This window comes from Paenibacillus sp. ALJ109b (genome assembly GCF_010747435.1).
In the GTDB taxonomy this organism is placed as follows: domain Bacteria; phylum Bacillota; class Bacilli; order Paenibacillales; family Paenibacillaceae; genus Paenibacillus; species Paenibacillus taichungensis.
The window spans coordinates 159,457-172,056 of sequence record NZ_JAAIFP010000027.1 but is presented as its reverse complement, the minus strand read 5'-3'; the positions used below and the strand labels follow the sequence as shown (position 1 = coordinate 172,056).

Here is a 12,600-nt window from a genome sequence, read left to right as displayed (position 1 = left end):
TGATTTGTCTCACGTTATGGGGTCAGTCCATATCGTTAAGATAGCAGGCTCCATTTTTTCTTTCCTCTAAACTTACATGTTATGTATGTTTTCAATCTAATCGAACGGGTATATATTCATCAATGATCTGTTCATTTGGGAGGTCGGGTAATTATGTTTATGGAATTAACCATCAAGCTAGTAATTAGCTTTTTTGGGCTATGGGCCATCACTTTTATTACTGGTAGAAAAACGCTCAGCCAACTTACACCACTAGACTTCCTATCTTCACTAGTACTCAGTGAAATCGTAGGGAATACGCTTTATGATGATCAGGTAAACATATCTCAACTTATATATGCATTGGCAGTCTGGAGTGCCCTCTCTTACCTTTTTGAGAAAGTAACAACCCGATTTGTAAAATTCGGCTATGTAGCAGAAGGACGGGTTGCTCTTTTAATTGATAATGGAGAGGTGAATCAAAGCTTGCTCAAGAAATATGATATTGAGTTTAAACAATTGCTCTCCATGCTTCGAAAACAGAATGTTTTTTCGCTTCAAGAGGTCAAACATGCCGTCTTAGAAATAGATGGGTCTCTGTCCGTCCTTCGCAAACCTGAATATGAACCACCATCAGCCCAAGATTTGGGACTCGAAACACATTCCGATAGTTTTGCTATCACAGTGATTGATAAAGGGGAATTACTGAAGATGTCGATGAAAGGAAAGGAAATGGATACGGATAAGGTAAGAATCGAGATGCAAAAACAGGGATATGACAATATTAAGGATATAGCTTACGCGGAATATGGGGAGGATGGAACACTTTATATCATACCGAGAAAGAGAAAGAAAAACCGAACGATCATTAGAAATATGACATAAAACCTTAACTTTTCTCAGTAGAATATCCGTTTAAGTGATTTGGATATTGAGTAGATCCATATTATTTTCATTTCAAATATTCCTTTCAAATACGAAAAGCCGGGAAAAGTTACTCCCGGCTTTTCGTATTATTTTCCAGTTTCAGCAAACGTCTTTATCCGCACCCCAATCTGGTCACGAACCCTTTGGAATACAGCCCATTTCTCCTCTTCTGTACCTTGCGCTTTCGCGGGATCATCGAATCCCCAGTGTTCTCGCTTCACTTGTGGAGGGGTCATTGGACATTTATCCGCCGCATCCCCGCATAATGTGACGACGAAATCTGCACTGTTCAGTAACTCGGAGTCAATAATGTCCGAAGTTTGGCTTGAAATATCGATACCCACTTCGTTCATCGCTTCTACTGCTTTTGGATTCAAGCCGTGAGCTTCGATTCCTGCGCTATAAATGTTCCAGTCCTCACTTAGATATTTCTTGGCCCAGCCTTCAGCCATTTGGCTGCGACACGAGTTGCCTGTGCATAGGAAATAAAGTGTTTTTTTGCTCATGTTCATCATCTTCTCCTCGTTATTTGAATTTATAGAATGCTTAACCACAGATAGAGACCCACTAGCGTAATAAGTAGAGTCGGAACTGTGATAATGATACCTGTCTTAAAGTAGGTGCCCCATGAAATCTTGACGCCTTTGGTGCTGAGCACATGAAGCCAGAGTAGTGTTGCCAGTGAACCAATCGGTGTAATCTTGGGACCTAGATCGGAACCAATAATATTGGCGTAGATCAACGCCTCCCGAACGGTTCCCGTAGCCGTTGTTGCGTCAATGGCGAGTGCGTCAATCAAAACCGTAGGCATATTGTTCATCAGAGATGAAATGATCGCAGCAATAAAGCCCATACCAATCGTTGCGACAAACAATCCTTGATCTGCCACGGCCTGGATGGCTACGGCCAGCAGATCCGTCAGACCCACGTTACGCAAGCCATAGACCACGACATACATACCGATAGAGAAAAATACGATTGCCCAAGGGGCTTCCTTAACGACTACTTTAGTCGGTACAGCAGAGCTTCGAGAAGCCATAATCAGGAAGAATATAGCCACGACTCCTGCCACAATAGATACAGGCACACCAACAAATTCACTGCCAAAGTAACCGACGAGCAGGATGCCAAGTACAATCCATGACAACCGGAACATCCTCAGATCTTTGATCGCTGTTACAGGTGCTTTCAGTTCACTGGCATCAAACCGTTTGGGAATGCTTTTCCTAAAAAAGAGGTATAACACACCGATACTTGCAGCCAGTGAAAACAGATTCGGAATAAACATTCTGCCTACATACTCCATGAACGTAATACCGAAGAAATCGGCAGACACGATGTTTACCAGGTTACTTACAACCAGTGGTAATGAAGTTGTATCCGCAATAAATCCGCTGGCAATAATGAAGGGAAACACTTTTTTCTCATCAAAATTCAGTGCGCGTACCATAGCCAGAACAATTGGGGTCAGAATCAGTGCTCCTCCGTCATTGGCAAAGAAAGCAGAAACTACAGCTCCTAAGATGGAGACGTATACAAACATCCGAACCCCTCTGCCATGAGCTGCCTTCGCCATATGTAAAGCTGCCCATTCAAAGAAACCGATACGATCCAAAATCAATGAGATGATAATAATGGCCACAAAAGCAAGCGTGGCGTTCCATACCATTTGCGTAACATCCCAAACATCATGGAAATGAACTACGCCTACAAGCAACGCCAGAATTGCTCCGCCGCAAGCAGACCACCCTATGGACAGGTTTTTAGGCTGCCAGATGACGAGCACTAACGTGATCAAAAAGATTATGCAAGCAAGAAAAGTAGAAAACAAACATATACGCCTCCGATCAAATTAATTCCATTTGCATAATCATATAACAATATACTTATATATTGCTCAAAAATTAATTACATACGGATGAAATGTTCTCTTTATTTAAAGACTTAAGAATGGCTGCAGAATCTGGCATAAATTCCAACACAGATTTAATATAAGGTGTATCCTCTACATTCAAAGAGTAATATACCCATTGTCCACGTTTATTCTCTTTGACCAAGCCTTGATCCTTTAACTTGCGCAAATGCTGACTGACCCCAGGTTGTGACATGTCCAGAATGTCCACAAACTCACACACACACCATTCACGTTCTTTGAGGAGTGTAAGTATCGTCAGACGAGTCTTATCCCCCAGCAATTTTAACTTGTCCGCTGCTTCTTGAATAGAATTCAATATCACTTACCTCCTTCTCTCTATATAAGCATATGCTTATATTATAATGCAAAAGTCTTATTGTCAATTTTAAATTCCAAGTGAACCTGAAAGTATTGGTTTACAGTTGAACCAACACTTTCAGGTTCATCAGACCTATACTATATTAATTGGAACAAGATGAACTACAATCATTTGTTTGCTCGGCTACCTGTACTTTTGGACGATTCAGACTGCATACACCCGTTTCAGGTAGATCCAGTTCTACTTTTGTAGCTGCATCCAGGTCACCTGCCAGAAAAGCTACCACCGAACGAACTTGTTCATATCCGGTAGCCATCAGGAAGGTTGGCGCACGCCCATAACTTTTCATCCCAACAATATACAATCCTTGTTCCATATGACGCAATTCCTTCTCCCCATGAGGACGAACAGTACCGCAACTATGAACATTCGGATCGATTAACGGAGCAAGGGTTGCCACACTTTCTGTGGTCGGATCGATACTCAGCCTTAGCTCCCTGAGGAAGGACAAGTCAGGCCGACTTCCGGCATTCACGATGATCTCATCTACATGTGCTATCACCTGTATCTCGCCATGTTTCTCTCCGCTTATGGTAATCTGCTTCCCTTCCTGCTTCAATTCCTGAATATGAAACGGTGTAACAACAGTAATTTTTCCAGAATCCACCAGTTCATGAATACGACGTCCCAGTTCTCCTCGCGCTTCGAGTTGATCATTCGCTTCTCCACCATATGCTTCCTCCACGTGATCTTTTCTCATAATCCAGGTCAGTGTCTTACCGGAATTTAATTCTTGAAGCTTGGCAAGATCAAGTAATGTATTCAAGGCCGAGTGTCCGCTTCCTACTACTGCGATATGTCTATCTGTGTAGCGCTCTTGATCTACTCCAAACACATCCGGAATGCCATAGAATATATGGTTACGAAGAGCTCGTTCCCCAGGAGTCAACACGCCGCTGGCGAGTACAGGGTTAGCATGCCCCCAAGTTCCTGAGGCATCAATGATAGCTCTCGCCTCATACCGCTTTGCCTCACCCTCTTCTTCAACGTAGACCATAAAGGGTTGTTTTTCTCGGCTTGCTGTTTTCATTTTGTCTGTATTTTTGCGACTAATCCCCACAACACAAGAATTTAAATGAAGATTGGATTGAATCTCCGGAAGTTCTGCGAGCGGGAGCAAATACAGATCCCGAAGTTCATGCCCTGTCGGTAAATCATCTGGAGCAGGGGCAATCCATCCCTTCTTGGATAACAATCGTCCAGCCGCTTTATCTACGTTATACTGCCATGGTGAGAACAGACGAACATGGCCCCATTGGGAGATATTTTCACCTACTTTAGTCCCCGCCTCAAAAATAATAAACGATTGGTCCGCTTCAATCAGATGAGCTGCAGCAGCCAAACCAATAGGTCCTGCACCAATGATAACAACAGGTAAATGGGTTAACTCTCCTTGGTTTAAAGATTCCGAAGGGGAAACCTTCTTTTTCTCTAAAGTAGGAGCACAGCAAGAATCAACTTGTTTGAATTCAACTTTTTTCATATCAACGTACCTCCAGTTTGTTTTAAGTATACTTGCATTTTGCAAGTATCAGAGCAATGTAACGGGGTAATGAAGCCCATTACCCCAGCGGCGTACAACACATTTTCGATTTTAGCATGCTCTCATTGAGCAGTTTAATGGATTGAATGACAGTCTCCTTTTCCGAATCCGTCATGAAAGAAAAAACCTCATCCAGATGAGTATTCATCCGATGATCTATAGCCGTTTTTACAAATGCCCCTTCTTCTGTCAAACTGAGAATGTATACTCTCCGATCCTCAGGCAGTGGTGTTTTTTGAACCAAATTTTTCTTGATCAGTGTCTGCACTTGACGACTAAAGGTTGTTATATCCATGGCGAGCGTTTCAGCAATTTGTTGCATGGACGGCTCATGTTGATGGTTAATTTCGTACAGAATATGGCTCTGAATTAGAGATATTTCATGCTCTCCAACCGTGCAACAATTTTTATCCAGTAAGCCGAAACGACGGACCATAATTTGTAGTGGCTCTCTGGGATTCTCAATATCTGACACATCATCACCTCCGGTCATCATTATAAACAAATTACTTGCATTTTGCAAATATAAAATCAAAACAGCATCCAATAATATCTAATTGAAATTTTAATGTCTAAAATTTTAACTATATATTAATTTTTAGAAAGGGGTAGCAGCAAAATGTCAAATTATCTTCATACTATTACGACAAACCATTGACTTGTCTGTGATAATAGTCATGTTGTTATGATAATTCTGATATATTAATACATGAGATGAATAATCTTGATCGTAATGTCAATGAGTAGATAACTGCACATCATTACTGTAAGGATATTAGGAGGAATAAGATTGTGTTATTAGCGATATTAAGTATAGTTATGGTCGTACTATTTACAGCATTTATTGTTCTTAAAACGTATAAGCGAAAAGAAAAACTTACAGGTATGCCTGGCATGATGATCGCGATGACCATTGGCATGATGTCCAGCCTTGTACTTGGTGTACAATTAGGCATTGTGTTTCCACGTGATTTAACAGTCCCATCAATTACCGCTATATTGTTCGGCTTAGGAGCTGGATATTTCACAGGCAAACCTATCAGTATATTGGCAGCTTTGGATGGAATGTTGGCAGGAATTATGGGTGGCATGATGGGAGCAATGCTCGGGGTAATGATTGGTCCTTCCTATATCATGATGATATTTGTTGACATCCTATTCATTTTTATTATGAGCGTTGCTCTTCAATTGTCGAATCAAGAAACGGATACTAGCGATAAAACAAATAAAAGTGGGATTGGTATGCCGTTTATTGGAGGTATACTTACTGTAGCTTTTGGAATTGTAGCTGTGGGTGCAACGTTATTTTACCAATTTCAATCGAATGATACATCGGCAATTAAATCACAAGAATCTCAGAGTGAGCAAGCCAATTCTATTCAAGAAAATTCGGGATATCAGATTGTTTCTGTCGATGTAAAATCAGACGGTTTTAGTCAAGAAAATATTGAAGTAAAAGCTGGTGTTCCAACAAAAATAAATTTTATAAAACATTCAGGTTATACATGTATAAGAAGTGTTCAGTCTAAAGATTTAGGAATAGATGTGTATCTCGAAAAAGGAGACAACTTCATTACCTTAAAAGATCTGAAACCTGGAACGTACAACTTCAATTGTGGCATGTACATGTATTATGGAACGATCACCGTAGTATAAACGAGAAATGTAGGATCATAGTAGGGAACTTTATGTCAGTTACTCATGACACAAAGTTCCCTATTTAAAATTGTTTTTATGGACTTTTATATAACAAAAAAACCGCCAGCGAAAGCCAGCGGAAGTTCAAAAGCTAGTATTAAACCAAGAAAGCTTTGGAGATGATGACCAACAGAATAAAAAGTACCAGAATCGCACCAACGGACGTGAAACCACCGTATCCTCCACCAAGTCCGCCTACATTTCCATATCCAACTTCACTCATGTTTCTTCCCCCTTTTTTGTGGTATGAGTTAGATTATTCAGGATTTGTTCATTTGACAAGGCTAAAAATAAAAATAGGCTACTGCTTCCGCCTCCCTTTCAACTGTAAGCTTTTTGTAAGAATGAATTAATAAAAAATCAGGATTCACACTCTAGAATGAAGATATATCGGTTGATATCATTCATATCTATGAGGAGGACAACAATGAGTTTAACGAGAGAATTGGGAAGTTTCAAGAAGTACATAGTAGGGTTCATGGCATTATGGATTGTGTTAGCATGCGCTACAGGTACCGGTTATGCAAGCATTGAACCTGCGACAAGGCAGACGTTAGCGCTTGAGCATGCGACGATTGTAGATGTAAAGTCCGGAAAGTTAGCCAGCGATCAGACCATTATCATTAAGGATAACAAGATCAGTTACATTGGAAGTAGCAGTCAAACGGCCATTCCCGATTACGCACAAGTACGGAATGCTAAGGGCCAATACATCATTCCTGGTCTGTGGGACATGCATGTCCATCTGGAAGATAACTATAAAAATGCTTTTCCTCTCTTTCTGGCTAATGGTGTAACCGGAGTAAGGGAGATGGGCGCGGCGCTGACAAACGTCGATATATGGAAAACGAGTATTCAAGCCGGGATGCCTGCACCACGTCTTATCTATGCAGGTTCAACTCTAAATGGAGGTCCTGCTGACGAAGCCCCACACATGTTCTACCTGAGCACAGAGGAACAAGCGCGGAAAGCTGTACGTCTCAATGTGGCAAAAGGCGCGGATCATATCAAAGTGTACTCTTGGTTGCCTCGTCCTCTGTTTCTAGCAGTCATGGATGAAGCCCAAAAATACGGTTTGCCAGTTGTCGGTCATTTGCCGGTAGAGGTTCGAGCCAGCGAAGCCGTTCAGCTAGGATTTAAGAGCATAGAGCACCTACACGGGTTGTTTATTGCCACTTCGAGCATGGAGGATGAACTTTTCAAACATTCCGATATGAGTGATTTGCTCGGTTATTCACTTGCAGAGATCGAGGCCTCTGAATCCTACGATTCCGTAAAGGCCAGCAAGCTGTTCCGCAAAATCAAAGAAAAAGGCGTCTGGCCTGTACCGACTATGGTTACGTATTTAAATATGGCCAAAACCGAAATCGATCCGCGGTCCAAATACGTACCGACGACCGTTCAGAAGCAATGGACCGAATTGATTCGCGCCACCCCTCCCGAACAAACGGAATTAATGGAGGCCATCAATTCCCTAACGCCGGGCATGGTCAAAAAGTTAAATGATGCTGGCGTGCCTATGCTTGCAGGCACCGATTCCAGTTACGAAATGACTAACTTTATTTACGGCATTTCCTTGCACGATGAACTTGAATTGCTAGTTAAAAGTGGCCTCACCCCACTCCAGGCCTTGCAGTCAGCAACGTTGAATCCGGCACGATATTTGGAAAGAGAGCAGGAACTGGGCACCATAGAAAAAGGAAAACTTGCCGATCTCGTAATTCTTGATAAGAACCCGTTAGAGGACATCCGAAATACGACAAGTATCTCCGCCATTGTCTTGGATGGAAAACTGATGGAGAAACAGACTTTGGACCATGCAGTTCAAACCTATCCCGTGATAAAAGTGGTCGATGTGAAAGTGGAAACGCAATGATCCGGATCCGGGTCATCTGCTAAAATAAACATCTATCAGAATCATTAATGCGCCAAGCCCTTCCCTTCCCGAATTTAAAGCGGAAGGGTTTTTCGTGTCCGTATCTACTCAACAAAAAAGACTGTTTCTGAGTCCATGTAATGGCTCAGGAAACAGTCTTATTCATCGTTATTCAGCTTGCCAGATATCGTTCAGCTTCCAATATGACAACCCATTTACTTGAGTCTCTCCGCCCTCCGTGATGAGTTCAATACCTGAGAGCTTCCCACTCGGATAGATACGACTTGTCATCGTAGCTTGTCCTTCATTTGCAAACATTTCAATGGATGACCGATCCATAAATACATGTAGTGTCAGCCGTCCCTCAGCATTTAAGGCTGCACGCCGAACGCCATCCGTCTTCTTCCCTGATTTGGAACAATCAAGATTAAGCTTCTGATCCGGAATGGAATAAGTGATAACCGTTTCCTCATGACCTGTACCGCGAAGCTTCAAGCCTACCCGTTCCGCACTTGTCTTCGTCAGGTCGAATACAACTTTCACTTCAAGCAGATCCGCTTCTACTTCTGTCAAGGAACTTCCAGAAATCATATGATCTTGATACACAACATGTTCACTTTGGCGAAGCATTTTCATTTCTTCTGCAGGATTCATAAGAACCTTGTCATTCTCATCCAATGTAATCACACGTGGAATCGTTAGTGCACCGCACCAACCGTCTGCTTTTGTTGGCATATCGGCTTCCCACATATCCATCCAGCCAATCGCAATCCGGCGACCTTGATCATCTAAGAAAGTTTGAACCGCGTAGAAATCATGACCATGATCAAGCTCAATAAACTCTCCATGTTTGTATTCATTTTTTTCATAATCATATTCCCCAACATAGTACCCAGTCTGGAATAAGTTATTGTACTGATCTCCTTGCGCATCAATACCTTGAGGAGAGAATATAAATACATGCTTTCCGCCTAGTTCAAAGAAATCCGGGCACTCCCACATGAAGCCCATATCTTTGTCTCCCTGTAAAAGCACACCATGATAGGTCCACGTTCTAAGATCCGCAGATGTATAAAGAATAACACGCGGTTCATCTTCTTTCGTGCTGTTACCCAGGATCATATACCATGTATCCTCATGCTTCCATACCTTCGGATCACGGAAATGCTGGGAGCTATCAGCCTGAGGCTTAGCAATCACGGGATTTTGTTGTAATTTTGTGAAATGAATGCCGTCTGTGCTTACTGCCACGTTTTGATTTTGGAAGAAAATATTGTTCGGTTGATCAATGTAGTGATGTCCAGTATAGATCAATGTCAGTTCGCCGTTATTATCTACTGCGCTGCCTGAGAAGCAGCCATCCAGATCACACGCATCTCCTGGAGCTAATGCAATCGGACAATGCTCCCAATGCACAAGATCTTTACTTTTGACGTGACCCCAATGCATGGGTCCCCAGTTCTCATCATACGGATGATGTTGATAGAAAGCGTGATATTCGCCTTTATACTGAATTAATCCATTTGGATCGTTAATCCAGTTTGCTGGTGCCATAATATGATACCCCAAGCGATATCGCTTGTTCATTTTTCCTTCTGCCTGTTTCAAAGCTTCCTCAGCTTGCTTCGTATTGTTGTGATAAGTGTTCATATGTTTTCCTCCTATGCTGGTTCAATATGCGAGTTAGGTTTAGGATCCAGCTTATTCAAGTTTTTCGGATCTCTCTTTAAGGTAAAGATTGAGATTGTCGTAAAGGCAAATACGAATATCCCCATAAGCACGTAAGTATTCGAGAAGCCTCTGATGTCATAAAGCGTACCGGCGATGGGTGAGAAGATCGAAGCTCCTACCTGACTCGTAAACTGGAAACCTACCAGATACAAGATCGATGACAGACGCGTGTCGAAATTAGCAGCCAAGTATTTGAATACGGAGATTAGCATAATGGGCAGTTCCAACGCATGAATCAATTTCATAGCCGAGATACCATAAGGTCCGATAACTAGACCGGAGCCCATGATACGGAATGCCATTAAGAACCCTGCCAATATCAGGCCCTTTTTAGCTCCAGTTTTGTTTACGATAAACGGTGCTAGGAACATCATGCCTGCTTCCAGGAACACTTGGAAAGAATTTAAGTAACCGTATACTTGATTGCCTAATGCAGTGCTCGAGAATGTCGATGAGAAGTAAATCGGGAACTGCTGGTCATACACATTGTATATACACGTAACTCCGAGCACATATAAAATGAAGAACCAAAAATGCTTATCAGCAAACAAATTACCAACTTGCTTAAAGTTAATAGATTCAGCACGTTCCATCTCGGATTCTGTCATCTCGACCTTGATTGTCATCATGATGATGAACAGAACGATAGCAGATACAGATGCAATCCAGAAGTTAATGTTAGGATTGATATTAAAGAACTGACCAGCAAAGAATGTTGCTGCCGCCCAACCTAGCGAGCCCCACATCCGAGATTTACCATATTCAAAGTCATATTTACGGCTGACTTTCTCTACATACGATTCAATAGCTCCAATCCCGGCTAAGAACGAAACACCCAAGTATAATCCACCTACCACTGCGCCAAGAAATACATTGTACTGAAGTAAAGGTCCGTAGATAAAGATATAGAATGGACCAACAAGTAAGAGCAAACCGCTGATTAGAAATAAAATATGCTTTTTCAATCCGATCTTATCGGAGATATAGCCATAAAGCGGTTGCATACATAATGCAAAGATAGCGTTTACAGTAAAGATAATGCCAGTCTCAGCACCATTCAGACTGATTTCTTGCCCCAGCCAGATGGAGAACAATGAATAACTTGCTGACCATGTAAAAAAGAAAAAGAAGAAATAGGCGCTTAGTTTCCAGTACATGCTCTTTGAATGTCTCATATCGAACGCTCCTCTAAGTTGAACATTTAATGTGAATGTAAGCACTTTAATGCGCTTGCAAAATCGATTATATGTCAACCGGTTTCATATGTCAACCGCTTGACATATTTACGAAAGAAAAAGGAGCTTCCCTTAATCCCAGAACCCTAAGGTTAGCTCCATTCGTCTTGTCTTCAAAAAATTTGTAGTAGATATGAAAATTAAATTACACTGTACCCGCTTCAATAAGTTTCACAGGCAGATACGTTTCTCTCGGGACCTTACTGAACTCACCTTCAATTTCTTTAATGACTAGCTCTACGGCAGATCTCGCAATTTCCTGTATAGGTTGCTGAATCGTCGTTAATTCAGGAAGCAAGTTACGAGTTGTTTCGGTTCCGTCATAACCAATTACACGAATATCTTCAGGAACACGTTTGCCACGTTGTTTTGCTTTAGCAATGAATGACGCTGCCACCAAGTCATTACTCGCAAACAATCCATCTACTTCGGGATGTTCATCAAGCAAACGCCCAATCGGTTCATCATGATTCTGTTGATGGAATGGATCATATACTTCATAAGTGATCGCTTCGCGACCATGCTGCTCCATAACATCTTCATATGCTTTTCTTCTTAAGCTTGCCGGAGTTTCCAATTCGACAGGTCCATTAATATGCAGGATGTGCTTGCATCCTTTCTCAATCAGCAGCTCAGAAGCCATTTTTCCGCCCATGTAATTATCCGATCCTACGACAGGAATCGTATCCGATAAGAAGCGATCAATCGCAACGACCGCAATATTTTTCTGATCATAATTCACAATGCCTCGGTTATGTGTTCCTACGATAATGCCGTCAACTTGATTGCGCATAAGCATATCCACATATGATTCTTCTTTATCCAGCTGATTCAAGCTATTACAAATCAGTAGTTTATAACCTGATGAGGCACAAATATTTTCAATATGAAAAGTCAACTCTCCAAAAAAGGGGTTGCTTGTTGTGGGTATGATTAATCCAATGAGATTGGTTCGTTTACTAAATAATGAGCGAGCTACATCATTTGGAAAATAATTCAGCTGCTGCATCGCGTCATGGACTCGATTCTTCGTTTCCTCACTAATATAGCCTCGATTATTAAGCACCCGAGAAACCGTCGTCGGTGAAACTCCTGCTAAATCTGCAACATCATTAAGTTTAGGTTTCATTGATTGCTCCCTGCCTTCTTTCCATGCCTTATGTCCAATTATCCCTCCATTTTAACATGGTTAAACGTGAAAGGACATGTTCCAGCCTATATTGAATCTTGGCTCAAATTAAAACGACAGCCCAGTAAATTACTGTTCTGTCGTTAAAATAAACATGATATTAATTGCATGCATGGTGATCAAGCGAG

Annotated in this window: 12 protein-coding genes; 3 read left to right on the top strand and 9 right to left on the bottom strand. The window is 41.7% G+C overall.

The genetic code is table 11. The annotated features are described in order from the left end of the window. The first annotated feature begins 153 nt into the window (after positions 1–153). The gene (locus tag G3352_RS24035; protein ID WP_163760713.1) at positions 154–864 is read left to right on the top strand and encodes a DUF421 domain-containing protein; all 711 of its coding nucleotides are present in this window, start codon (positions 154–156) and stop codon (positions 862–864) included. A 128-nt stretch (positions 865–992) separates the two neighbouring features. Here the strand turns inward: G3352_RS24035 and arsC are convergent, their stop codons facing one another. The 5 genes from arsC to G3352_RS24010 all read right to left on the bottom strand — a co-directional run bounded on the left by arsC (position 993) and on the right by G3352_RS24010 (position 5,209). After that, positions 993–1,412 carry an arsenate reductase (thioredoxin) gene (gene arsC / locus G3352_RS24030; RefSeq protein WP_163760711.1) on the bottom strand — a complete coding sequence of 140 codons (420 nt, stop codon included), beginning with the start codon at positions 1,410–1,412 and terminating at the stop codon, positions 993–995. Positions 1,413–1,441: 29 nt separating this feature from the next. Beyond that, the gene (locus tag G3352_RS24025; protein ID WP_163760709.1) at positions 1,442–2,737 is read right to left on the bottom strand and encodes an arsenic transporter; all 1,296 of its coding nucleotides are present in this window, start codon (positions 2,735–2,737) and stop codon (positions 1,442–1,444) included. A 73-nt stretch (positions 2,738–2,810) separates the two neighbouring features. After that, positions 2,811–3,137, bottom strand: coding sequence for an ArsR/SmtB family transcription factor (locus G3352_RS24020; protein WP_163760707.1), 327 nt, complete (start codon positions 3,135–3,137; stop codon positions 2,811–2,813). Between the two features lie 145 nt (positions 3,138–3,282). Continuing rightward, the gene (locus G3352_RS24015) at positions 3,283–4,683 is read right to left on the bottom strand and encodes an NAD(P)-binding domain-containing protein (protein WP_163760705.1); all 1,401 of its coding nucleotides are present in this window, start codon (positions 4,681–4,683) and stop codon (positions 3,283–3,285) included. A 79-nt stretch (positions 4,684–4,762) separates the two neighbouring features. Next, on the bottom strand, positions 4,763–5,209 hold the full coding sequence (locus G3352_RS24010) for a MarR family transcriptional regulator (RefSeq protein WP_163760736.1): 447 nt from the start codon (positions 5,207–5,209) through the stop codon (positions 4,763–4,765). A gap of 326 nt (positions 5,210–5,535) precedes the next feature. On the opposite strand from G3352_RS24010, the gene G3352_RS31630 reads away from it, so the two are divergent. Next, the gene (locus G3352_RS31630) at positions 5,536–6,399 is read left to right on the top strand and encodes a cupredoxin domain-containing protein (protein WP_345940799.1); all 864 of its coding nucleotides are present in this window, start codon (positions 5,536–5,538) and stop codon (positions 6,397–6,399) included. Between the two features lie 139 nt (positions 6,400–6,538). Here the strand turns inward: G3352_RS31630 and G3352_RS31280 are convergent, their stop codons facing one another. Beyond that, positions 6,539–6,664, bottom strand: a complete 126-nt coding sequence (locus G3352_RS31280; RefSeq protein ID WP_063562644.1) for a hypothetical protein — start codon at positions 6,662–6,664, stop codon at positions 6,539–6,541. 204 nt (positions 6,665–6,868) lie between these two features. On the opposite strand from G3352_RS31280, the gene G3352_RS24000 reads away from it, so the two are divergent. Beyond that, entirely contained in the window at positions 6,869–8,317 is a 1,449-nt protein-coding gene (locus tag G3352_RS24000) for an amidohydrolase family protein (RefSeq protein WP_163760703.1), read from the top strand. 168 nt (positions 8,318–8,485) lie between these two features. On the opposite strand, the gene G3352_RS23995 is transcribed toward G3352_RS24000, so the two are convergent. The 3 genes from G3352_RS23995 to G3352_RS23985 all read right to left on the bottom strand — a co-directional run bounded on the left by G3352_RS23995 (position 8,486) and on the right by G3352_RS23985 (position 12,412). Next, positions 8,486–9,967 carry a glycoside hydrolase family 32 protein gene (locus G3352_RS23995; protein ID WP_163760701.1) on the bottom strand — a complete coding sequence of 494 codons (1,482 nt, stop codon included), beginning with the start codon at positions 9,965–9,967 and terminating at the stop codon, positions 8,486–8,488. Positions 9,968–9,978: 11 nt separating this feature from the next. Beyond that, positions 9,979–11,223 carry an MFS transporter gene (locus tag G3352_RS23990; protein ID WP_163760699.1) on the bottom strand — a complete coding sequence of 415 codons (1,245 nt, stop codon included), beginning with the start codon at positions 11,221–11,223 and terminating at the stop codon, positions 9,979–9,981. 205 nt (positions 11,224–11,428) lie between these two features. Further along, positions 11,429–12,412: a LacI family DNA-binding transcriptional regulator gene (locus G3352_RS23985; RefSeq protein ID WP_163760697.1), complete on the bottom strand. Its 984-nt coding sequence runs from the start codon at positions 12,410–12,412 to the stop codon at positions 11,429–11,431. Positions 12,413–12,600: the final 188 nt, after the last annotated feature.